This window comes from Kitasatospora sp. NPDC101157, from assembly GCF_044768255.1.
GTDB lineage: Bacteria > Actinomycetota > Actinomycetes > Streptomycetales > Streptomycetaceae > Kitasatospora.
This window is the reverse complement of sequence record NZ_JBIWPL010000007.1, coordinates 37,405-60,163: the sequence shown is the minus strand read 5'-3', so window position 1 is coordinate 60,163 and position 22,759 is coordinate 37,405. Positions and strand designations below refer to the sequence as shown.

Sequence of the window (22,759 nt, the reverse complement as noted above, 5' to 3'; positions counted from 1 at the left end):
GGACCGGGAACGGCCGTTCCGGATTCGGGAACGGCCGTTCTCGCACGTGCGGCGTCGGCTACCAGGGGCCTGGTGCTACGCCCCGAAGGGCAGTTCCAGCTCGGCCCAGACCACCTTGCCGTCCCTGGTCAGCCGGCTTCCCCAGCGCTGGGCGAGCTCGCTGACCAGGAACATCCCGCGCCCGCCCTCGTCCTGCTCGGCGAAGGTGCGCAGCTGCGGGGCCGCGCCGCCGGCGTCGGAGACCTCGACGGTCAGCACCCGGTCGCGGAACAGCCGCAGGCGGCGCGGCGCCTCGGCGTGCAGCAGGGCGTTGGTGACCAGTTCGCTGACCAGCAGCTCGGCGTAGTCGGAGAGCGCGCTCAGGCCCCAGGAGTCCAGGGTGGCGCGGGTGAAGCGGCGGGCCCGGCCGGGGAGCCTGCCGCCGCCGGTGAGCGGGAGGGTGGCGATCCGGTCGGCGGGCACCGGCAGCGCCCTGGCCATGATCATCGCGATGTCGTCCTCGGTACCGTCGGTGACCAGGGCGCCGATCACGGCGTCGCAGGTCTCCTCCAGCGTGCGGCCGGGCCCGGCCAGGGTGCGGGCCAGCAGGTCGATGCCGTGGTCCAGGTCCTGGCCGCGCCGTTCGACCAGGCCGTCGGTGTAGAGGGCGAGCACGCCGCCCTCGGGGAGCGTGAACCCGATCGACTCGAAGGCGACCCCGCCGACGCCCAGCGGGACGCCGGGCGGCACCTCGACCCGGCGGGCGACGCCGTCGGTGCCGACCCAGACCGGCGGCAGGTGCCCGGCCGAGGCGACCTGGACGGTGCGCTCCAGCGGGTCGTAGACGGCGCAGATGCAGGTGGCGAACTGGCCCTCGCCGATGCCCGAGGCGGTCTCGTCCAGTCGGGTGAGGACCTGCTCGGGCGGCATGTCCAGGGTGGCGAGGGTGCGGGCGACGGTGCGCAGCTGGCCCATGGTGGCCGCGGCCCGGATGCCGTGGCCCATCACGTCGCCGACCACCAGGGCGACCCGCCCGCAGGACAGCGGCACCACGTCGAACCAGTCGCCGCCGACCTCGCTGACCACGCTGCTGGGCAGGTAGCGGTAGGCGATCTCCAGGCCGAGGGTGCGGTGGATCTCCTGCGGCAGCAGGCTGCGCTGGAGGGTGAGGGCGGTCTCCCGCTCGCGGCGGTAGAGCCGGGCGTTGTCGAGGGCGAGGGCGGTGCGGGCGACGAGTTCCTCGGCGAGCGCGACGTCGGCCTCGTTGAAGGGCTCGGGGTTGCGCATCCGGATGAACTCGGAGCCGCCGAGCACCATGCCCCGGGCGGTGATCGGGACCATCAGGTACGAGTGGATGCCGGCGGCTATACCGGGGGCGACCCGGTCCTCGCTGGACACCAGGCCGCGCAGCACCTCCTCGTCCACGTGGGCGCGCAGCAGCGGCCGTCCGCTGCGCAGGCACTGGGTGTAGCTGCGGTCCGGGGCGTACTCGGAGGTCTCGCCGACGACGTCCACGGCGTGCGCCAGGCCGGTCTCGTAGTTCTCCCCGACGGCGACGGCGCGCAGGGTCACGGAGCGGTCGGAGGGGATCGGGGTGGGTTCGGCGCCGCGCAGCACCGGCTCCAGCAGGTCGACGGTGGCGAAGTCGGCGAACCGGGGGACGACCGCCTCGATCAGCTCCTCGGCGGTGCGCTGGAGGTCGAGGGTGGTGCCGATCCGGGCGGTGGCCTCGGCGATGGTGGCCAGCCGCTCCTGGGCGCGGGCGGCGCGGGCCTCGGCCTGGAAGCGCTCGGTGACGTCGATGATCGAGGAGCAGACGCCGAAGACCTTGCCGGTGGAGTCCTCCAGCCGGAAGTAGGAGGCGGACCAGGCGCGGTCCCTTCGGGGGTCGCCGGGGACGCGGCCGTGCGAGCGGGCGTCGACCACGGGCTTGCCGCTCTTGAGCACCTGTCTCATGATCTGTTCGATCTCGGCGGTGTTGATGCCGGGCAGGACGGCGGATATCCGCCGTCCGAGGTGGGCGGCGACCGGCACGCCGTTCATCCGGGCGAGTGCCTCGTTGATCCGGACGAAGCGCAGGTCGGTGTCGTAGACGGCCATGCCGATCGGGGAGCGGCCGAAGATGCCGCCCAGCACGGCGAGGTCGGCCTCGATCGCGTGGATGGCCCGGGTGTCGGAGGCGGTGGCGAGCAGCAGCAGGGTGCCGGCCGGTCCGGCGATCGGGTAGGTGCGGAACTCCAGCTCGACCCGGTGGCCGTCGCGGTGGCGGACCGGGAAGACGAAGGAGGAGGCGCCGCTGCCGGCCATGATCCGCTGGAACAGGGCGAGCACGGCGGGCCGGTCGGACTCGTCGGTGAGCAGCTGGGCGGCGTAGCTGCCGACGGCCTCCTCGGCGGAGTAGCCGAGCAGGGCCTCGGCATCCTCGCTCCAGTGCAGGATCAGTCCGTCGGCCTGGAGCAGCGCCGTGGCGAGCGGGACGAGGCGGTGGCCTTCCGGGCGCACGGTACCGCCGTCCGGCGCGGGGCCGACGGCGGCGTTCGCGTCCCACTCGTGTCCGTGCATTCAGGCAGCACCCCGGTTCGGCTCGGGCCCGGCCGGATGGGCCTCGCGGTCCGTGCCGGCCGGGTTTCTTCTCCAGACTGCACGGACATCGGCCGCCCGGCGACCCCTTGGTCAAGGGGCGTCCGGTCGCTCGGTTGTACGGGCGTCATGGGCGTACCGGCCGCAGCGTACTCTCCAGAACGCCCGCCCACTGCCGGATCACCCCGGAACGCCGAAGGCCGTCGTCGGTGAGCAGGTTGGCCAGGCCGAGTCCGCGGGCGAGGTCGAGGGTGGCCTGCACCGATTCGCGCACGCCGGGGCGGGTCTCGTCGGCGTCCAGGAACTCCACGGCGGCCCGGTGGGCCTCCCGGCCGACGTGGCCCTCCAGGGCGATGATCCGCTCGCGCAGGCCCTCCTCGGTGGCGGCGGCGGTCCACAGGTGCAGGGCGGCGCGGAACAGCGGTCCGGTGTAGAGGCGGACGATCATGTCGACCACGGCCCGGGTGCGGTCGGGGCCGGCGGCCGGCAGTTCGTCCGCGTGGGCGCGGACGGCCGCCAGCCGCTCGGCGGTCACGTGCTCGACGGCCGCGGTGAAGAGGTCCTCCCGGGTCGGGAAGTGGTGCTGGGCGGCGCCCCGGGAGACGCCGGCCCGTTCGGCGACGACGGTGACGGTGGAACCCTGCCAGCCGAGCTCGGCCAGGCAGTCCACGGCGGCCGCGAGCAGCCGGGCCCGGGTGGCGCGGCTGCGCTCCTGCTGGGGTGTGCGGAGGGCGGGGTGGCTGGTCATGGCGGGTGGCGGTTCCTGTGTCGACGGGGTCTGTTCCGGCGGGGGCGCGGCGGGTCGATCCTCACAGACGGGCCGCGGTCTTCGTCCGCCGGGGGCCCTGGCCTTCAGGAGGCGGCTCCGGCGCGGGCGGCCTCGCGGGCGCGCAGTTCGCGGCGCAGGATCTTCCCGGCCGCGGACTTGGGGACGGCGTCCACGAACTCCACCGCGCGCACCTTCTTGTACGGGGCGACCCGCCCGGCGACGTAGCCGGTGACGTCCTCCTCGGTGAGCTCGCTGCCCGGCGCGCGGACCACGAAGGCCTTGGGGCACTCGGTGCCGTCGGCGTCGGGGACGCCGATCACGGCGGCGTCGGCGATCTGGGGGTGGCCCAGCAGCACGGCCTCCAGTTCGGCGGGGGCGACCTGGTAGCCCTTGTACTTGATCAGCTCCTTGACCCGGTCGACGACGAACAGGTACCCGCGCTCGTCCACGTAGCCGATGTCGCCGGTGTGCAGCCAGCCCTCGGCGTCGACCACGGCGGCGGTCTCGGAGGGCCGGCCGAAGTACCCCTTCATCACCTGGGGGCCGCGGATCAGCAGCTCGCCCCGCTCCCCCGGGCCGAGGTCGTCGCCGGAGCCGTCCAGGGCGCTCACCCGCAGTTCGGTGGAGGGGACGAGCCGTCCGACCGAGCCGGGCGAGGGCGCGGGCTCGGTCGGCGACACCACGTGGGTGACGGGCGACAGCTCGGTCATCCCGTAGCCCTGGAGCAGGTGCGGCAGGTTCAGCCGGCGGGCGCAGGCCTCGGCGAGCTCCTGGTCCAGCGGGGCGGCGGCGCAGAGCAGGTACTCGACCGAGGAGAGGTCGAAGCGGTCCACGATCGGGTGCTTGGCGAGCGCGAGGACGATCGGCGGGGCGACGACCAGGCCCTGCACCCGGTGCTGCTCGACCGCGCGGCAGAAGGTCTCCAGGTCGAAGCGGGGCAGCACGACCACGGTGGCGCCGCACCGCAGCGGCTGGTTGAGCAGCGCCGTCAGGCCGTAGATGTGGAAGAAGGGCAGCACGGCGAGCACCCGTTCGCCCACGGCGGGGCGGTAGAGGGCGTCGGCCTGGGCGAGGTTGGTGGCGATCGAGCGGTGGGTGAGCATCACGCCCTTGGGCAGCCCCGTCGTGCCGCTGGAGTACGGCAGGACGGCGACGTCCTCGCCCGGGTCGATGGCCGGCTCGGGGGCGGGGCCGGTGGCGGCCAGCAGGTCGGCGAGCGAGGGGTGGCCCTCGGCGCCGTCCAGGACGACCGTGCCGGTCAGCGGGCGGCCGGCGGCGGCGAGCAGGTCGGCGGCGGCCCGGGCGGTCGGCAGGAACGGGGAGACGGTGATCAGCCAGCGGGCGTCGCTGTCGCCCAGTTGGCCGGCCAGTTCGCCGGGGGTGCTCAGCGAGGACACCGTGGTCACGGTGGCGCCGGCCCGGGTGGCGCCGTAGTAGGCCGTGGGGTAGACGATCGAGTTCGGGCTGTGGAGCGCGACCACGTCGCCCTTGCGCACCCCCGCCTCGGCCAGCCCGGCGGCGACCCGCTCGACCGAGGCGGCGAGCCGGGCGTAGCTGACCCGTTCCCCGGTGAGGCCGTCGATCAGGGCCGTCCGGTCGCCGTACCCGGCGGCCGGTGACAGCACCGCTTCGTGGATCGGCAGGTCGACGTCGGGAACGTCCGGGAACTCGCTTCGGAAGACCAAGGCATGCCTCCAGTAAGGAAGTTGACGCGACAACTAAGTGGTTCCGGGGTGCCTTCAGGAGCATACGGACAGCCAGGGGGCAGGCTCGGCCATTGTGAGGAACCGGAACCGGCGCACGCGTGGCGCGTTTGCTCCGGAGGGCGCTCGACCGGACGGTTTGCAGCACGGCCGCCCAACCCCCTAGGTGCGGCCCCGGACCCTGGAGCAACCCCCGTGAGACCTCCCTCCGCCCATCTGCCCTCCTCCCGCCGTCTGCTCGCCGCCGCCACCGCCGCGGCCGCACTCACCCTCGGTACGGCGCCGGTCGCGCTGGCCGCGCCGGGCGACAACGGCGACATCAAGGTGCACGAGGCCACCACTGCGGTGACCGACCAGCGCGACCAGCCCAAGGTCTGCCGGTTCTACCTGGACGCCTTCAACTTCGACACCCTCCAGCTGGTCAACTGGACGATCGAGCAGAACCCGCCGACCGGTACCGCACTGGTCCAGTCCGGGTCGATCACCCTCGCCAACGGCACCGGCGTGACCAGCGCCCTGACCCTTCCGGACGGGCACTACAAGCTCGAATGGACGTTCGTGGGTGAGACCGGCGCGGCGAAGCAGAAGGTCTTCGACGTCGCCTGCGCCACCTCGGCGCCGCCACCCCCGCACCTGCCCGGCGGCGGACCGCACGGCGGAGTGGGCACCGGCGGTGGCGGCACCTCAGGACCGGACACCACCGAGGTGCTCGGTGGCTCCGCCCTGCTGGCCGGTGCCGCCGGGCTCTGGATCCGCGCGATGCGCCGCCGCTCCGGACGCAATGCCGCGTCCTGACCGCCCCACGCGCGCCCGGCGCGGCGGCCCCGGCCCGATGGCGGCCGGGGTCGTCGCGCTGGCCCTGGCGGCCGGCGGCGGCTGGCTCCTCCATGACGGCACCGACGGCCTCGGCGGCCCGCCACTGCCCGCCCCGGTGCCGCCGGCGCCCACCGCCCCGGCCGCCGCGCCGTCCGGGACGGTGAAGCCGGCCCCGGCACCCGCCTTCCCGCCGCTGGCGGCCTCGGCGCCGACCCGGATCCGGATCCCCGCGATCAAGGTCGACGCCCCGGTGACCGGCCTCGGTCTGACGCCCTCCCAGCAGCTGGACACCCCGCCGACGGACCAGCGCAACCTGACCGGCTGGTACCGGGACGGCACCGCGCCCGGCGCCGCCGGGAACGCCCTCGTGGTCGGCCACGCCGACACCCGCAGCGGACCGGCCGTGTTCTACCGGCTCGGACTGCTGCGCGTGGGCGACACCGTCGAGGTGACCCGCAAGGACCGCCGCGCCGCGGTGTTCACCGTCGACTCGGTCCGGGTCATCCCGAAGCGGGACTTCCCCGACGCCCTGGTGTACGGCCCCACCGAACGGGCCGAGCTCCGGCTGATCACCTGCGGCGGGAAGTTCGACCGGAGGACCGGGTACGACTCCAACACCGTGGTGTTCGCCCACCTGTCGGAAGCCCGCTAGGCCGTTTCGCCGGATCAGTACGACCTCGGCAGGCCGAGGGTGTGCTGGGCGACGTAGTTGAGCACCATCTCCCGGCTGACCGGGGCGACCCTGCCGACCCGGGTGGCGGCCAGCAGCGCGCCCAGGCCGTACTCCTGGGTGAGGCCGTTGCCGCCGAGGGTCTGCACCGCCTGGTCGACCGTCCTGGCGGCGGCCTCCCCTGCGGCGTACTTGGCCATGTTCGCCGCCTCCCCGGCCGCGGCGTCCTCGCCCGCGTCGTAGAGCAGCCCGGCCTTCTGGGTCATCAGCCGGGCCAGTTCGATCTCCACCGCGCACTGGGCCAGCGGGTGCGCCAAGCCCTGGTGGGCGCCGATCGGGGTGGACCAGACCGTGCGGGTCCTCGCGTACTCCACCGCCTTGCCGAGCGCCTGGCGGGCCAGACCGAGCGAGAAGGCGGCGGTGAGGACGCGCTCCGGGTTGAGACCGGCGAACAGCTGGAGCAGGCCGGCGTCCTCGTCGCCGACCAGGGCGTCGGCGGGCAGCCGGACGTCGTCCAGGAAGACCTGGAACTGCTTCTCGGGGGCGACGAGTTCCATCGGGATCGCCCGGTACTCGAAGCCGGGGGTGTCACGCGGCACGACGAACAGGCAGGGCTTGAGCCTGCCGGTGCGCTTCCCTCCGGCGTCCGAAGTCTCGGTACGGGCCACGAACAGCACGGCGTCCGAGTGGTCGATGCCGGAGACGAACACCTTGCGGCCGGTCAGCACCCAGTCCTCGCCGTCGCGGCGGGCGACCGTGGAGATCCGGTGCGAGTTGCTGCCCGCGTCCGGTTCGGTGATGCCGAAGGCCATCCGGCGGGTGCCGTCGGCCAGGCCGGGCAGCCAGCGCCGTTTCTGCTCCTCGGTGCCGTAGCGGGCGATCACCGTGCCGCAGATCGCCGGGGAGACGATCAGCAGCAGCAACGGGCAGCCCGCGGTGCCGAGTTCCTCCAGGACGATGGCGAGGTCGCTGATGCCGCCGCCCCCGCCGCCGTACTCGGCGGGCAGGTTGACGCCCAGGTAGCCGGCCTTGCCGGCCTCCGCCCACAGCTCGTCGGCGGGCTCGCCGGCCCTGGCCTTGGCGAGGTAGTAGGCGGAGCCGTAGCGGCGGCCGAGGTCGCCGACGGCCTTGCGCAGGGCGGTGCGTTCGGGGGTTTCGAGGAGCTGACTGCCGATGCCGGACATGCGGGGGTCCTTCCTCAGGCGGGACAAGGAGTGTCAGGCTGGTTCGGTGGACTTGACGACGGCGAGCAGAGTGCCGGGCTCGACCTGTTCGCCGGGGGCGACCCGGAGTTCGGCCAGGACGCCGTCGGCGGGGGCGGTGACGCGGTGCTCCATCTTCATCGCCTCCAGCACCAGCAGCGGCTGCCCGGCGGTGACGGTGTCACCGACGGCGGCGGTCGTGCGCAGGACGGTGCCGGGCATCGGGGCGAGCAGGGCGCCCGGGTCGGTCCGGGCCGTGGGGTCGGGGAAGCGCGGCAGCGCGGTCAGCGCGGTGCTGCCGATCGGGGTGTCGACGTACACCCGGTCGCCGTACCGGGCTACGGAGTAGGGGCGTTGGACCGCCCCCTGCCGCAGCACGACCAGGTCGGGCGTGGCGTCGACGAGTTCGACGTCCGGGTGGTCGTCGGCCTCCAGCCCGGCCCTGGTCCGGCGGTAGCGGACCTCCAACTCCTCCCCGTCCGAGGCGCGGTAGCGCTTGGACCGGGGCTGGGAGGGCAGATTGCGCCAGCCGGACGGCAGGGCGGTCCGACGGGCCTCGGCCTCGGCGAGGGCGGCGGCCAGGGCGGCGCGCCCGGCGCCCCCGGTGTCGGGGGCGGTGAGCTCGGCCGCGTGCTCGGTGAGGAAGCCGGTGTGCAGTCGTTCGGCGCGGAAGGCCGGGTGCCGCAGCGCGCGGACCAGCAGCTCCCGGTTGGTGGCCGGGCCGTGGATCCGGGCCCGGGCGAGCACGTCGGCCAGTCGGCGGGCGGCGGCGGCCCGGGTCGGGGCCCGGACGATCACCTTGGCGAGCATCGCGTCGTAGTGCGGGGTGATCTCGCTGCCGGACTCGACCCCGGAGTCCAGCCGTACCGGTCCGTCGGCGAACTCGGTGTGCTCGACGGCGAGTTCGAAGCCGTACAGGGTGCCGGTGGCGGGCTGCCAGTCCCGGACCGGGTCCTCCGCGTACAGCCGGGCCTCGATCGCGTGGCCGGCGGTCGGGGGCGGGGTCGGCCCGGGAAGCTTCTCGCCCTCGGCGACGGCGAGTTGGAGCGCGACCAGGTCCAGGCCGGTGACCGCCTCGGTGACCGGGTGCTCGACCTGGAGTCGGGTGTTCATCTCCAGGAAGAAGAACCGGCCGTCCTGGGCGAGCAGGAACTCGGCGGTTCCGGCGCCGACGTAGCCGATCGCCCGGGCGGCGTTCACCGCCGCCGCGTGCAGCCCGGCCCGTACGTCCGCCGGCAGGCCGGGGGCCGGGGCCTCCTCGATCACCTTCTGGTGCCGCCGCTGCAACGAGCAGTCGCGGTCCCCGACCGCCCAGACCGTGCCGTGGGCGTCGGCCAGCAGCTGGACCTCCACGTGCCGGCCGCCGGGCAGGTAGCGCTCGCAGAACACCTCGTCGGAGCCGAAGGCCCTGCCCGCCTCGGCCCGGGCGGCGTCGATCTCGGCGGGCAGGTCCGCGAGGTCCCGCACGACGCGCATGCCGCGGCCGCCGCCGCCCGCCGCGGCCTTGACCAGCACCGGCAGGTCGGCCTCGGTGGGCCGGTCGAGCGCGCCCAGCACGGGCACCCCGGCCGCGGCCATCAGCCGCTTGGCGGCGGTCTTGGAGCCCATCGCGGCGATCGCGGCCGGCGGCGGCCCGACCCACACCAGGCCCGCGGCCAGCACGGCCCGCGCGAACTCGGCGCTCTCGGAGAGGAATCCGTACCCCGGGTGGACGGCGTCGGCCCCGGCCGCCAGCGCGGCCCGCACGATCAGCTCGCCGCGAAGGTAGGTGTCGGCGGGCGTCGCACCCGGCAGCCGGACGGCGGCGTCGGCCTCCCGCACGTGCGGGGCGCCGGCGTCCGGATCGGAGTGCACGGCGGTGGTCGCGATGCCGAGCTCCCGGCAGGTGCGGAACACCCGGCGGGCGATCTCGCCCCGGTTGGCGACCAGCAGGTTGGTGATCAACATCTGGGTGCTCATGGTCGGTTGCCCTCTCACAGACGGAAGACGCCGTAGCCGCGCGCGCCCTCGACCGGCGCGTTGTGGATCGCGGACAGGCACAGGCCGAGCACCGTCCGGGTGTCGCGCGGGTCGATCACGCCGTCGTCGTAGAGCCGGCCGGACAGGAAGACCGGCAGCGACTCCGCCTCGATCTGCTGCTCGACCATCGCCCGGATCGCGGCGTCCGCGTCCTCGTCGTACGGCTGCCCCTTGGCGGCGGCCGACTGGCGGGCCACGATCGACAGCACCCCGGCGAGCTGCTGGGGGCCCATCACGGCGGACTTGGCGCTCGGCCAGGAGAACAGGAAGCGCGGCTCGAACGCCCGGCCGCACATCCCGTAGTGGCCGGCCCCGTAGGAAGCGCCCATCAGCACGGACAGGTGCGGGACCTTCGAGTTGGCGACGGCATTGATCATCGTCGCGCCGTGCTTGATGATGCCGCCCTGCTCGTAGTCCCTGCCGACCATGTAGCCGGTGGTGTTGTGCAGGAACAGCAGCGGAATGCTGCGCTGGTTCGCCAACTGGATGAACTGGGCGGCCTTCTGGGACTCCGCGCTGAACAGCACGCCCTGGGCGTTGGCCAGGATGCCGACCGGGTAGCCGTGCAGCCGGGCCCAGCCGGTGGCCAGGCTGGTGCCGTAGAGCGGCTTGAACTCGTCGAAGTCCGAGCCGTCGACGATCCGGGCGATCACCTCGCGCGGGTCGAAGGGCACCTTGAGGTCCCCGGGGACGATCCCGAGCAGCTCCTCCTCGTCGTACTTCGGCGGCTCCGCGAACCGGTCCGGATCCGGGCCCGGCTTGCGGTGGTCGAGCCGGGCGACGATCCGGCGGGCGATCCGCAGCGCGTCCCGCTCGTCCATCGCGAAGTGGTCGGCCAGGCCGGAGGTGCGGGCGTGCATCTCGGCGCCGCCCAGCGACTCGTCGTCGGCCTCCTCGCCGGTGGCCATCCGCACCAGCGGCGGGCCGCCGAGGAAGACCTTGGCGCGGTCCTTGACCAGCACGGTGTGGTCGGACATCCCCGGCACGTAGGCGCCGCCGGCCGTCGAGTTGCCGAACACCACGGCCACGGTGGGGATCCCGGCGGCGGACAGCCGGGTGAGGTCCCGGAACAGGGCGCCGCCGGGGATGAAGATCTCCTTCTGGCTGGGCAGGTCGGCGCCGCCGGACTCGACCAGGTTGACCAGCGGCAGGCGGTTGTCCAGCGCGATCTCGTTGGCCCGCAGCGCCTTGCGCAGGGTCCACGGATTGCTGGCTCCGCCGCGCACCGTCGGGTCGTTGGCGGTGATCACGCACTCGACGCCCTCGATCACGCCGATGCCGGTGACCAGCGCCGCGCCCACCGGGTGGTCGCTCCCCCAGGCCGCCAGCGGGGACAGCTCCAGGAAGGGCGAGTCCTCGTCCACCAGCAGTTCGATCCGCTCCCGGGCCAGCAGCTTGCCCCGCTTGCGGTGGCGCTCCACGTACTTGGGGCCGCCGCCGGCCAGCGCCTTGGCGTGCTCGCCGTCCAGCGCGGCCAGTTTCTCGATCATCGCGGCGCGGCGCTCGGCGTACTCGGGCCCGGCCGGGTCGACGCGGGTGGGCAGGGCGGTCAAAGCAGAACCTCCGGAACGTCGAGGTGGCGCGAGCGCAGCCACTCGCCCAGGGCCTTGGCCTGGGGGTCGAAGCGGTGCTGGGCGGCGGCCCCCTCGCCGAGCAGGCCGGTGAGGGTGAAGTTGACCGCCCTGAGGTTCGGCAGCAGGTGCCGGGCGACGGGCAACTCCGCCGTCTCGGGCAGGAGTTCGCGCAGCTTCTCGACGGTGAGGGTGTGCGCGAGCCAGCGCCAGGCGTCCTCGGTGCGGGCCCACACGCCGAGGTTGGCGTCGCCGCCCTTGTCGCCGCTGCGGGCGCCGAGCAGCACCCCGAGCGGGGCGCGGCGGGTCGGGCCCGGCGGCAGCGGCTCGGGCAATTCCTGCTCGGCGTCGGCCGGTTGCCCGGTGACCGGGGCGGGCGGGACGGCGATCCGGCGGCCGTCCGGCAGTACGGCGGTGTGCTCGACCAGCTCGGCGTCCACGTACGCGACACTGAAGACCCCGTACGGCGCGCCCGGGCCGGGCGGGGCGGTGAGATGGAAGCCCGGGTACCCGGAGAGGCCCAGCTCGACGGCGGCCCTGCCGAGTTCGCGCCCCACCTTGGCCGGGTCACGGTCGCGGGCGGTGAGCCGGAGCAGGGCGGAGGCGGACTCCTCGGTGGCGGCGTCCGGGCGGTCGGTGCGGGCGAGCGTCCAGCGCAGCTCGGCCGGACGGGACCCGGGCGGCAGCGCGGCGGCGAACTGCCGTTGCACCAGGGCCGCCTTGGCCTCGATGTCCAGGCCGGTGAGCACGAACACCACCTCGTTGCGGTGGCCGCCCAGGCTGTTGCAGCCGACCTTCAGGGTGGGCGGCGGGGCCTCGCCGCGCACGCCGTCGATCCGCACCCGGTCCGGGCCGTCCCCGGTGAGCCGGACGGTGTCCAGCCGGGCCGTGACGTCGGGGCCGAGGTAGTGCGGTCCGCCGGTCTCGTACAGGAGTTGGGCCGTGACGGTGCCGATCGTGACGGCTCCGCCGGTGCCCGGGTGCTTGGTGATCACACTGGAGCCGTCCGGGTGCAGCTCGGCCAGCGGGAAGCCGGGGTGGTCCACGTCGTGCTCGCCGAAGAAGGCGTAGTTGCCGCCGGTGGCCTGGGCACCGCACTCCAGGACGTGCCCGGCCACCACCGCCCCGGCGAGGGCGTCGAGGTCGGCGGGCGTCCAGCCGAAGTGGGCGATCGCCGGCCCGGTGACCAGCGCGGCGTCGGTCACCCGTCCGGTCACCACCACGTCCGCGCCCCCGGCCAGGCATTCGGCGATCCCGAACCCGCCGAGGTAGGCGTTGGCGGCCAATGCCCGCTCCGGCAGGCCGAGTTCCTCCCGGCGCGGCAGCAGGTCGTCGCCCTCGACATGGGCGACGGCGGTCGGCACCCCCAGGCGCTGCGCCAACTCCCGCAGCTGATCGGCGAGCCTGGCCGGATTGAGGCCGCCCGCGTTCACCACGATCCGCACACCCCGCTCCCGGGCCAGCCCGAGGCACTCCTCCATCTGGTGCAGGAACGTCCGCGCGTACCCGAGCGAGGAATCCCTCAGCCGGTCCCGCGCCAGGATCAGCATGGTCAGCTCGGCGAGGTAGTCACCGGTGAGCACGTCCAGCGGCCCACCCGTGAGCATCTCCCGCACCGCCGCGAAGCGGTCCCCGTAGAACCCCGAGGCGTTGCCGATCCGCAGTACCGAGCTCGTGCGCGCCAAAGCGCCTCCCCTGCCGGTGGGTTGACGGCACCCCGCACGCATGCCACCGCGCAGCAGCGTGGCACCGGCCGAAGAAAAAAGCAATCATGCCTGCTTGTTCTGCGCCGCCGACCCGCGGCGCCCGGTACCGCCCGCCCGGTCCCGCGGGACCGGAACGGCGGGCCGCGGCGTCAGTCGGTGGCGGGCCGCCGGTCGCCGCCGACCGAGACCAGGCCGCTCTCGTAGGCGACGACCACGGCCTGGGCGCGGCTGTTGAGCGCGAGCTTGGACATCACCCGGTTCACGTGCGTCTTGACCGTGGCGATGCTCACCACCAGGCGTTCGGCGATCTGGTCGTTGGTCAGGCCGCGGCCGACGAGGTGCAGGACGTCCCGTTCGCGCGCGGTCAGCCCCTCCAGCGTGTCCGGCCGGCCGGCGAGCGGCTCGCCCTGCCGGGCGAACGCCTCCACCAGGCGCCGGGTGACGGTCGGGGCGAACAGCAGCTCGCCGTCCGCGATCTGCCTGATCGCGGCGAGCAGCCGCTCGGGCGGCGTGTCCTTGAGCAGGAACCCGCTGGCACCCGCGCGCAGCGCCGCGTAGACGTACTGGTCCAGGTCGTAGACGGTCAGCATCACGACCTTGGGCTTCGGTGGTGACGCCGCGGCGAGGATCCGTTCCAGGGCGGCGATGCCGCTCATGCCGGGCAGCCGGATGTCCATCAGGATGACGTCGGGGGCGCAGCCGGCGGCCAGGTCGACGGCCTCCTCGCCGCCGGCGGCCTCACCGGCCACCTCCAGGCCGTCTGTGGCCCGGACCAGGGCGGCGATGCCCGCTCGGATGAGTACCTGGTCGTCCACGATCAGCACCGACGTCACCGTCGCCACCCCCTCGTCCCCGTGCCTCGACCGGTGCGCGACGTCACCGGTCGGTCGGGGCGACCGGCAGCGTGAACGCGACCTCGAACCCACCCTCCGGGCGCGGGCCGGTGCGCACGGAGCCCCCGTAGAGTCTGACGCGTTCACGGATCCCGATCAAACCGAGTCCGCTGCCGGGCACCGCCCGGCCGTCGCCGGGCCCGTCGTCGGTGATCCGGCCGTCGAGGCGGTCCGGCCGGTGGCACAGGTCGACGGTCGCGGTGGCGGGTCGGCCGGCGTGCTTGATCACGTTGGTCAGGGCCTCCTGGACGACCCGGAACGCGCACAGGTCCACGCCGGGGGCGAGCGTCCGCGCGGGGCCCGCCACGACGACCCGGACCGGCACGCCGGCCGCCCGGGTGCGCTCGACGAGTTCGCCGAGCTGGGCCAGACCGGGCGCCGCACGGTAGAGCGGCTCCTGGTCGCACGGCACCTCGCCGGACAGCCGCAGGACCTGGAGCAGCCCGCGCATCTCCTCCAGCGCCTCGCGGCTGGTCGCGCCGATCGCGGCCAGGGCGGCCCGGGCGGCCGGCGGGTCCGAGGCGAAGACGTACTCGGCGACGCCCGCCTGCACCGCCAGGGCCGACAGGTGGTGGGCGATCACGTCGTGCAGCTCGCGGGCGATCCGCACCCGCTCCTCCACCACGGCGTGCCGCGCCCGCAGTTCCTGCTCGCGCCGCAGCCGCTCGGTCGCCTCTGCCAGCTGGGCGTTCCGCTCGGCCAGGCGCCGGGTGCCGGTCGCGAAGATCCCCACGATGCCGAGCGCGAGGACGGACTGCGCGATCGCGAGCTCCACCGACAGCCGCGCCTCCAGCCCGCTGGCGATCCAGGCCCCGCCGGTCAGCGATCCGGCGACGACCGCCTCGCGCGGCGGCCGCCGGGCGATGACGGTGTAGCCCGCGAGCAGCGGCGGCCACAGGTTCACCGAGGGCTGGTACCCGGCGGCGGTGTACACCAGCAGACCGGTGACGGTCACGATCAGCACCGGCCACGGGTACCGCCGGCGCACCGCCAGCGGCAGTGCCACCAGGACGCACAGCCCGACCGCGGCCACATCGAACGGCCGCCAGCCCTCCGCCCGGTACCGGGCCTGGTAGGACTGCAGCCCGTACACGACGGCCACCACCGTGAGCACGACGGCGAGCGCGGTGTCCGCCTGCACCGGATCCACCCGCGGCCTCCGCCCGATCACCCGCATCCCGGCAGGGTACGGACGGCCGCGGCCGGTGTCGTCAACCCTGGGGTTGATCGCTCCGGGCCCGGGAGCGGCAACGGCTACCGCAGGGGTTTACCCGGCCGTTCGACCCTGGAGTTGACGTCAGGCCAGGGACCGGGCTGCCACGCTCTTCCCATCCGGTCGCGGCCTACTGCGGCTGATCGCCCGCGGCGGTCCGCCTTGACGGGGGCGGTGCCGACGGGTCGGGGGGAACGGGGGGCCGAGGGAGGCCAGGACGTGTGCGCGATCGGGGGACGTCCTGGCCGACCCCGGCCACCGCTCGGCGGACGTCAGCGGCAGTTGGCGGGGTCGTGACCTCGGAAGCCGTGGCCTCAGATGTGGCCGGGGCCGGGAGGGGTGTCGCCGCTTCCCCAGGGGCCGGTGCCGGAGGAGAGCCAGATCCACAGCAGGAACAGGGCGAAGGGCACTGCCAGGAGTACCAGGATCAGGAGGACGGCCCGGTCGCCGGTCGGTGGCTTGCCGTCAGGTCGGTGCTCTGGCACGTGCCTCTCCCGTCGCCGGTCGCTGTGAGCCCGACTCAACATAGCGCCGGCGGGTGTTCGTGTCTGCGGCCCGGACGGGGCGCCCGTGGTGCGGGGGCGGAATTCCGTGCGCCCGCGGCCGGGGCCTGGATACCCTCGGCCGCATGACCTGGCTTCCCGCTGACTTCGTCCATCCCGTCCGCGTCCCGCTGCTCGACGGGGCGTACCACCTGCGGCCGATCCGGGAGGCGGACGCGCCGATGGACTATCCGGCCGTGATGGGGTCCCGGGAGCGGCTGTTCGGCATCTTCGGACCCGCCTGGGGGTGGCCGTCGGAGACGATGACGGCGGAGGCGAACCGGGTGGACCTGGCGCGGCACGAGCGGGAGATCGCCGCGCACGAGTCGTTCAACTACGTGCTGCTGGACCGGGCCGAGACGGCGGTGCGCGGGTGCGTGTACATCGATCCGCCGGAGCGGGCCGGTGCCGACGGGGAGATCTCCTGGTGGGTGGTGGACGAGCTGGTCGGCAGCGAGGTCGAACAGGCGCTGGACGCCCTGGTGCCCCGGTGGATCGCCGCGGACTGGCCGTTCCGGCGGCCGCGCCTGCTCGGGCGCGACCTCACCTGGCAGGAGTGGCTGGCGCTGCCGGGTGTCCGGGATGACTGAGCGGGCCCTGAGTTTCGGGACGGTCGCGCAGGCCTACGAGCGCTACCGGCCCGGGTATCCCGCCGAGCTCTTCGAGCTGGTCGCGGAGTACGCGGGCCGGCCGGTGCGGACGGCCCTGGAGATCGGTGCCGGAACGGGCAAGGCGACCAGGCTGTTCGCCGGTCGCGGCGTCGCCGTGACCGCGACCGAGCCCGACGCCGCCATGCTCGCCGAGCTGCGCCGCAACGTCCCGGCGGGCGGCCCGGCGGGCGTCCGGACGGTGCGCTCGGCGTTCGAGGCGCTGGCGCCCGGCGAGCGGTACGACCTGGTCTACGCGGCGGCCTCGCTGCACTGGACGCGGCCGCAGGGCCGGTGGGAGCGGATCGCCGGACTGCTGGAGCCGGGCGGTGTGTTCGCCTGTTTCGGCGGCCCGGTCCGGCCGGCCGACCCGGCCGTCGAGGAGGCAGTCCGGACGGCCCGCGCACCGTTCCTGGGCAGCGACGAGCTCCCCGCCCCGGACGGGACGCCGCCGGAGGCGCCGCTGCGGTGGCCGGGCACCGAACTGGAGCGCTCCGGGCAGTTCACCGACGTCCGACAGACCGTCATCGCGTCGCGCCCGACCAGGAGTGCGCGGGAGTACGCCGGCCTGCTGTCGACCGTCTCGGCCTACCTCGTGCTGCCGGAGGACGCCCGGGAGGAGGTGCTCCGCCGGATCCTGGCCGTGCTGCCGGAGCACGTCGAACTGGACGCCGACATCACCGTGCACCTCGCCCGCCGCCGCTGATTCGTGGCTTCTGCCAGTACGCCGGCCCCGCCGGGCTGCGGAAGACTTCCCGCCGGAGGCCACGGCACGTTCCGGGCCGTGGCCGCGTCAGACGGCCGAACACGGCCGACCACAGGGGAGGACGGCGCGATGAGCGTGCAGCAGTACGACCGGATCGGCGAGGCGTTCGAGGGTTTCAAGTCCCTGCCGTTGGTGCGCTACGGGGAGGTGCCGAGCGTCCTGGCCCTGGTCGGGGACGTGCGCGGCAAGTCCGTCCTCGACCTGGCCTGCGGCACCGGTTTCTACAGCCGGGAGTTCCGCCGGCGCGGTGCCGCCGAGGTGCTCGGGGTCGACATCTCCACCGAGATGATCGCCGCCGCGGAGTCGTTCGAGCGGCGCGAGCCGCTGGGGGTGCGCTACGAGGTCGGCGATGTGGCCGAACTTCGGCCTCTGGAGCGGAAGTTCGACGTGGCCCTGGCGGTGCAGTGCCTCAACTACGCGGAGGACCGGGCGTCACTGGACCGGATGTGTCGCAACATCCACCGCAGCCTGGTGCCGGGCGGGAGTTCTACGTCTTCGCCCAGAAGCCGGACTACGCCTTCGACTGCGCGTCCCTGGAGCAGTACGGGTTCCGCTGCGAGCCGACCGGTGACCACGTCGAGACCGGCCCGCGGGTGAAGGTCACCGCGCTGCTCGACCCGCAGCCGATCAGCATCCTCGGCACGGTCCCGCGCCGTGAGGTCTACGAGGAGTCGCTGAGCGGGGCCGGGTTCTCCGACCTGGAGTGGGTGCCGCTGCGGATCTCCGAGGAGGGCCTGCGCGAGTACGGCGAGGACTTCTGGGCGGATGCGCTCGCCCACCCGCCGCTGGAGCTGCTGCGCTGCCGCGCCTGAGCGCCTCAGCAGCTGAGCGGCTGAGCGGCTGAGCAGGAGCAGGCGCTCGCCCGATCGGGGGGTCGGGCGAGCGCCCCCGGCGGGTGCCCCGCGGAGCCGGGAACGAACCGATCAGGATTCGAGAAGCGCCCTCCCGCTGGCCGCCCCTAGCGTTGCAGTCATGGACGACATCACCATTCACTGGACCTTCCTCCCCCACACCGACCCCGAGGCCTCCCTGGCCTTCTACCGGGACCTGCTCGGCTTCGAGGTCCGCCAGGACGTCGGCGGCGGCCCGATGCGGTGGATCACCGTCGGCCCCAAGGGCCAGCCCGGCGTGTCGCTGGTGCTGGAGCCGCCGTTCGCGGACCCGGGCATCACCGAGGACGAGCGGCGTACCATCACCGAGATGATGGCCAAGGGAACGTACGCCCGGCTGGTGCTCGCCACCGCCGACCTGGACGGGGTGTTCGACCGGTTGAAGTCCGGCGGCGCCGAGCTCGTCCAGGAGCCGACCCTGCAGCCGTACGGCATCCGCGACTGCGCCTTCCGCGACCCGGCGGGCAACATGGTCCGCTTCAACGAAGTGCGCTGAGTCGCCCGGGCCCGCCCCGGCCGCCGAAGGCCGGGGGCGGGCCCCGACCCGTCCGCCCGGAGCCCCCGGAGATCCCGGGAGACCCCGGAGCCCGCCGGAGAGCCCGCAGCCTCCGCAGAGCCCGCAGAGCCCGCCCGACCGCCAGGGAGCGAAGAGAACGATGGCCGAGCCGCACGTCGCCGACAGCCACGACCTGATCAGGGTGCACGGCGCCCGCGAGAACAACCTCAAGGACGTCAGCGTCGACATCCCCAAGCGCCGGCTGACGGTGTTCACCGGAGTGTCCGGCTCCGGCAAGAGCTCGCTGGTCTTCGACACCGTGGCCGCCGAGTCGCAGCGGCTGATCAACGAGACCTACAGCGCCTTCGTCCAGGGCTTCATGCCCACCCTGGCCCGGCCCGAGGTGGACGTCCTGGAGGGGCTGACCACCGCGATCATCGTCGACCAGCAGCGGATGGGCGCCGACCCGCGCTCCACCGTCGGCACCGCCACCGACGCCAACGCGATGCTGCGCATCCTGTTCAGCCGGCTCGGCAAGCCGCACATCGGCTCCCCCAAGGCCTTCTCCTTCAACGTCCCCTCGATCAGCGGCGCCGGCGCGGTGACCGTCGAGCGCGGCGGCCGGACGGTCAAGGAGCGGCGCAGCTTCAGCATCACCGGCGGCATGTGCCCGCGCTGCGAGGGCCGGGGCAGCGTCTCCGACATCGACCTCACCCAGCTCTACGACGACACCAAGTCGCTCGCCGAGGGCGCGATCCTCATCCCGGGCTGGAAGCCGGACAGCTGGTGGACGGTCGGCGTCTACGCCAACTCGGGCTTCCTCGACCCGGACAAGCCGATCCGCAGGTACACCAAGAAGGAACTCCAGGACTTCCTGCACCGGGAGCCGACCAAGGTCAAGGTCAACGGGGTCAACCTCACCTACGAGGGCCTGATCCCCAAGCTCCAGAAGTCCATGCTTTCCAAGGACAAGGACGCCCTCCAGCCGCACATCCGGGCCTTCGTGGAGCGCGCCGTCACCTTCACCGCCTGCCCGGAGTGCGAGGGCACCCGGCTGAGCGCGGCGGCCCGCTCCTCGAAGATCGGCGAACTCAGCATCGCCGACGCCTGCGCGATGCAGATCAGCGACCTCGCCGACTGGGCCCGCGCACTGGACGAGCCCTCGGTGGCGCCGCTGCTCACCGCGCTCCGGCAGGTGCTGGACTCCTTCGTGGAGATCGGCCTCGGCTACCTCTCGCTGGACCGCCCCTCCGGCACCCTCTCCGGCGGCGAGGCGCAGCGGGTCAAGATGATCCGCCACCTGGGCTCCTCGCTCACCGACACCACGTACGTCTTCGACGAGCCCACCACCGGACTGCACCCGCACGACATCAGCCGGATGAACGACCTGCTGCTGAGGCTGCGGGACAAGGGCAACACGGTGCTGGTGGTGGAGCACAAGCCGCAGACCATCGCGATCGCCGACCACGTGGTGGACCTCGGCCCGGGGGCCGGTGCGGCCGGCGGCACGGTCTGCTTCGAGGGCAGTGTGGCCGGGCTGCGCGGCAGCGGCACGGTGACCGGACGGCACCTGGCGGACCGGGCCCCGCTGCGGGAGGCGGTCCGCACACCCACCGGCAAGCTGGCGATCCGCGGCGCGAACACCCACAACCTGCGGGACGTGGACGTGGACGTCCCGCTCGGGGTGCTCACCGTGGTCACCGGGGTCGCGGGCTCCGGGAAGAGTTCGCTGATCCACGGCTCGCTGGGTCGACAGTCGGGGGCCTCCGACGAGGGCGTGGTGTACGTGGACCAGGGCCCGATCAAGGGCTCCCGGCGCAGCAACCCGGCGACGTACACCGGGCTGCTCGACCCGATCCGCAAGGCCTTCGCCAAGGCGAACGACGTGAAGCCGGCCCTGTTCAGCGCCAACTCGGAGGGCGCCTGCCCGACCTGCAACGGCGCGGGCGTGGTCTACACCGACCTGGCGATGATGGCCGGGGTGGCCAGCACCTGCGAGGACTGCGAGGGCCGGCGCTACCAGGCCTCGGTGCTGGAGTACCGGCTGGGCGGCCGGGACATCAGCGAGGTGCTGGCGATGTCGGTGACCGAGGCGGAGGAGTTCTTCGGCGCCGGGGAGGCGAAGCTGCCCGCCGCGCACCGGATCCTGCAGCGGCTCGCCGACGTCGGCCTCGGCTACCTGAGCCTCGGGCAGCCGCTGACCACGCTGTCCGGTGGTGAGCGTCAGCGGCTTAAGCTGGCCACCCACATGGGCGACAAGGGCGGGGTCTACGTCCTGGACGAACCGACCACCGGTCTGCACCTCGCGGACGTCGAGCAGCTGCTCGGCCTGCTGGACCGGCTGGTGGACTCCGGCAAGTCGGTGATCGTGATCGAGCACCACCTGGCGGTCATGGCGCACGCCGACTGGATCATCGACCTCGGCCCGGGCGCAGGGCACGACGGCGGCCGGGTGGTGTTCGAGGGCACCCCGGCCGAGCTGGTGGCGGCCCGCTCCACACTGACCGGCGAGCACCTGGCGGAGTACGTGACCGGCTGACCGGCCTCGTCAGTCGAGCGGGAGGCGCATCTCCAGGATCCGGGCGCTCTCGTCCAGCACGTACGGCGTCCCGCCGCCGGTGTACGTGAAGCCGCGCCGCCGGTAGAAGGCGGCGGCGCGGTGGTTGGCCTCGTGCACACCGAGCATCATCCACCTGGCGCCGCCCTCCCGCGCCCAGGCGATGACGGCGTCCAGCAGGGCGTCGGCGACGCCGAGGTCGCGGCCGCGGTGCGCCGGGTCGACCCAGACGCCGATCAGGTCGACGGTCCCGGCCTTGATGCTGGGCGTCGCGAGCATGGTGGCGACCCACCGGTCGGTGGCGTCCACGGCGACCAGGCCGATCCGGCCGGGCTCGTTCAGCCAGTCCGTCCGGGCCCGCCAGTTGCCCTCGCCCTGGATCCGGGCGTACTCGTAGGGCTCCCCGAACGCCATTGGGGTGTCGAGGAGTTGTGCCAGCCGGATGGTGCGCAACCGCTGCCAGTCCTCCCGGCCGATCCGCTCGATCCGGTACTCCATGCCGTCCCCCGTGGTACGCAAGCAGGCCTCCGCTGCCGGTGATCACCGGCAGCGGAGGCACTATAGCCGCGGGTTCAGGGCTTGATCCGGACCACCTGCGGGTCGTGGTCGCCGGCCTGCTGGGCGAACTCGGCACCGATGCGAGCCATTGCGGACACGACCCCGACAGTGAACTGTCTGTTCCGGCCAAGTGTCTGATGAGACCTCAATCCAGCTGATCCTTGGTCAGCTTCCAGCCCACCCAGCGCGGCCCCGCCCTTGTCCGGGATCCATCCGATCCGCGCCGCGATCAACGCACACGGCTCGTGGGTGCGGCGCGAGTACGCCCGGTCCGCTCCTGTCAGTCCGTATGGTTCCGGGTTCTGTGCCGAGTGAAGCGTGGCTACCGTCCCAACCGCTCGACACCGGGCGGTCCGGAGGGACCGCCGTCACGTTCCCAGGAGGTCAGGTTGACCGCGCTCCACCCCACCCGCAGGGGCATCCTCAAGTCCGTCGGCGGGCTCGGCACCGCGCCGGCGCCCGGCGGCCACGTCATCCGGCCCGACCTGATGCGGCAGGACAGCGACGGCATCACCGACCGCCTGCGCAAGGCGTGAGGGGCGCCCCGGTGTTCCGATCCCCGGTGTTCCGCTCCCTCACCCGCCGCGCTCCGCGCCTGGTCCTGGCCGCCGCCGCCCTGCTGCTGCCGGTCACCGTACCGACCGCCGCCGCCGAAGCCGCCCCCGCCGCCGTCACCGGGTTCGCGGCCTCCTGCCCCGCCGCCGGGTACATCTCCCAGGGCTACACCCCGGAGCACAACGGCATCGACATCGCCAACGACTACGGCACCCCGATCTACGCGGTCGGCGACGGCCAGGTGGTGGCCTCCGGACCGGCGCAGGGCTACGGCCAGTGGATCCGCATCCTGCACCCCGACGGGACCATCACCGAGTACGGCCACATGCGCGAGCGGGACGTGGCCGCCGGCGACCACGTGACGGCCGGTCAGCAGATTGCCCTGATGGGCAGCGAGGGCGAGTCCAGCGGCCCGCACCTGCACCTGCGGGTCTGGGCCGACGCCGACGCGACCGTGCGCACCGACCCGATCCCCTACCTCGCGGACCGCGGCATCACCATGCCCTGCACGCCCGGATCCGGCCCCCGCCCGGCGCCGCTGGTGTATCCGGCGAAGTCCGGCCGGGTGGTGTCCGCCCGGTCCGCGGACGGCCGTCTGGAGGTGTTCGCCGCCGGTGCCAACGGCGT

General features: G+C 73.8%; 19 protein-coding genes and 1 pseudogene. 9 read left to right on the top strand and 11 right to left on the bottom strand.

Annotation, left to right across the window (positions count from 1 at the left end; all coding sequences use genetic code 11):
• Positions 1 to 75: 75 nt before the first annotated feature.
• From ACIRVF_RS17210 to ACIRVF_RS17200, 3 genes are all read right to left on the bottom strand, one after another.
• On the bottom strand, positions 76 to 2,541 hold the full coding sequence (locus ACIRVF_RS17210) for a SpoIIE family protein phosphatase (RefSeq protein ID WP_402817669.1): 2,466 nt from the start codon (positions 2,539 to 2,541) through the stop codon (positions 76 to 78).
• Between the two features lie 145 nt (positions 2,542 to 2,686).
• Positions 2,687 to 3,307: a TetR/AcrR family transcriptional regulator gene (locus ACIRVF_RS17205; protein WP_402817666.1), complete on the bottom strand. Its 621-nt coding sequence runs from the start codon at positions 3,305 to 3,307 to the stop codon at positions 2,687 to 2,689.
• 104 nt (positions 3,308 to 3,411) lie between these two features.
• Positions 3,412 to 5,013: a 4-coumarate--CoA ligase family protein gene (locus ACIRVF_RS17200; RefSeq protein WP_402817663.1), complete on the bottom strand. Its 1,602-nt coding sequence runs from the start codon at positions 5,011 to 5,013 to the stop codon at positions 3,412 to 3,414.
• A 213-nt stretch (positions 5,014 to 5,226) separates the two neighbouring features.
• On the opposite strand from ACIRVF_RS17200, the gene ACIRVF_RS17195 reads away from it, so the two are divergent.
• Positions 5,227 to 5,826, top strand: coding sequence for a hypothetical protein (locus tag ACIRVF_RS17195; protein ID WP_402817660.1), 600 nt, complete (start codon positions 5,227 to 5,229; stop codon positions 5,824 to 5,826).
• Complete coding sequence (locus ACIRVF_RS17190) at positions 5,813 to 6,499, top strand: class F sortase (RefSeq protein ID WP_402817657.1); 687 nt, start codon at positions 5,813 to 5,815, stop codon at positions 6,497 to 6,499. Before ACIRVF_RS17195 ends, ACIRVF_RS17190 begins: the two co-directional genes overlap by 14 nt.
• A 14-nt stretch (positions 6,500 to 6,513) precedes the next feature.
• On the opposite strand, the gene ACIRVF_RS17185 is transcribed toward ACIRVF_RS17190, so the two are convergent.
• The 7 genes from ACIRVF_RS17185 to ACIRVF_RS17155 all read right to left on the bottom strand — a co-directional run bounded on the left by ACIRVF_RS17185 (position 6,514) and on the right by ACIRVF_RS17155 (position 15,606).
• The gene (locus ACIRVF_RS17185) at positions 6,514 to 7,701 is read right to left on the bottom strand and encodes an acyl-CoA dehydrogenase family protein (RefSeq protein ID WP_402817654.1); all 1,188 of its coding nucleotides are present in this window, start codon (positions 7,699 to 7,701) and stop codon (positions 6,514 to 6,516) included.
• 33 nt (positions 7,702 to 7,734) lie between these two features.
• Entirely contained in the window at positions 7,735 to 9,678 is a 1,944-nt protein-coding gene (locus ACIRVF_RS17180) for an acetyl/propionyl/methylcrotonyl-CoA carboxylase subunit alpha (protein ID WP_402817651.1), read from the bottom strand.
• 14 nt (positions 9,679 to 9,692) lie between these two features.
• Positions 9,693 to 11,291, bottom strand: coding sequence for an acyl-CoA carboxylase subunit beta (locus ACIRVF_RS17175; RefSeq protein ID WP_402817648.1), 1,599 nt, complete (start codon positions 11,289 to 11,291; stop codon positions 9,693 to 9,695).
• Positions 11,288 to 12,994, bottom strand: coding sequence for an acyclic terpene utilization AtuA family protein (locus tag ACIRVF_RS17170; protein ID WP_402817645.1), 1,707 nt, complete (start codon positions 12,992 to 12,994; stop codon positions 11,288 to 11,290). Before ACIRVF_RS17170 ends, ACIRVF_RS17175 begins: the two co-directional genes overlap by 4 nt.
• Positions 12,995 to 13,164: 170 nt before the next feature.
• Positions 13,165 to 13,848 (bottom strand): response regulator, encoded by a 684-nt coding sequence (locus ACIRVF_RS17165; protein WP_402818499.1) that lies wholly within the window; start codon positions 13,846 to 13,848, stop codon positions 13,165 to 13,167.
• A 43-nt stretch (positions 13,849 to 13,891) separates the two neighbouring features.
• Positions 13,892 to 15,058, bottom strand: a complete 1,167-nt coding sequence (locus ACIRVF_RS17160; protein WP_402817642.1) for a sensor histidine kinase — start codon at positions 15,056 to 15,058, stop codon at positions 13,892 to 13,894.
• Between the two features lie 377 nt (positions 15,059 to 15,435).
• Entirely contained in the window at positions 15,436 to 15,606 is a 171-nt protein-coding gene (locus ACIRVF_RS17155; RefSeq protein WP_402817639.1) for a hypothetical protein, read from the bottom strand.
• A gap of 143 nt (positions 15,607 to 15,749) precedes the next feature.
• Between ACIRVF_RS17155 and ACIRVF_RS17150 the strand changes: the two genes are divergently transcribed.
• From ACIRVF_RS17150 to ACIRVF_RS17130, 5 genes and pseudogenes are all read left to right on the top strand, one after another.
• On the top strand, positions 15,750 to 16,253 hold the full coding sequence (locus ACIRVF_RS17150) for an N-acetyltransferase (protein WP_402817636.1): 504 nt from the start codon (positions 15,750 to 15,752) through the stop codon (positions 16,251 to 16,253).
• On the top strand, positions 16,246 to 17,016 hold the full coding sequence (locus tag ACIRVF_RS17145) for a class I SAM-dependent methyltransferase (RefSeq protein WP_402817634.1): 771 nt from the start codon (positions 16,246 to 16,248) through the stop codon (positions 17,014 to 17,016). Before ACIRVF_RS17150 ends, ACIRVF_RS17145 begins: the two co-directional genes overlap by 8 nt.
• Positions 17,017 to 17,145: 129 nt before the next feature.
• Positions 17,146 to 17,888 (top strand): annotated as a pseudogene (locus tag ACIRVF_RS17140) (class I SAM-dependent methyltransferase).
• A 160-nt stretch (positions 17,889 to 18,048) separates the two neighbouring features.
• Positions 18,049 to 18,462 carry a VOC family protein gene (locus ACIRVF_RS17135; RefSeq protein ID WP_402817632.1) on the top strand — a complete coding sequence of 138 codons (414 nt, stop codon included), beginning with the start codon at positions 18,049 to 18,051 and terminating at the stop codon, positions 18,460 to 18,462.
• Positions 18,463 to 18,622: 160 nt separating this feature from the next.
• A complete protein-coding gene (locus tag ACIRVF_RS17130) occupies positions 18,623 to 21,001 on the top strand; it encodes an ATP-binding cassette domain-containing protein (protein ID WP_402817629.1) in 2,379 nt (792 codons plus the stop codon).
• 9 nt (positions 21,002 to 21,010) lie between these two features.
• On the opposite strand, the gene ACIRVF_RS17125 is transcribed toward ACIRVF_RS17130, so the two are convergent.
• Positions 21,011 to 21,538: a GNAT family N-acetyltransferase gene (locus ACIRVF_RS17125; protein ID WP_402817626.1), complete on the bottom strand. Its 528-nt coding sequence runs from the start codon at positions 21,536 to 21,538 to the stop codon at positions 21,011 to 21,013.
• 428 nt (positions 21,539 to 21,966) lie between these two features.
• Between ACIRVF_RS17125 and ACIRVF_RS17120 the strand changes: the two genes are divergently transcribed.
• Both ACIRVF_RS17120 and ACIRVF_RS17115 read left to right on the top strand, forming a co-directional pair.
• Positions 21,967 to 22,113: a hypothetical protein gene (locus ACIRVF_RS17120; protein WP_402817623.1), complete on the top strand. Its 147-nt coding sequence runs from the start codon at positions 21,967 to 21,969 to the stop codon at positions 22,111 to 22,113.
• Positions 22,114 to 22,124: 11 nt separating this feature from the next.
• A partial coding sequence (locus ACIRVF_RS17115; protein WP_402817620.1) for a M23 family metallopeptidase occupies positions 22,125 to 22,759 on the top strand: 635 nt, incomplete at its 3' end.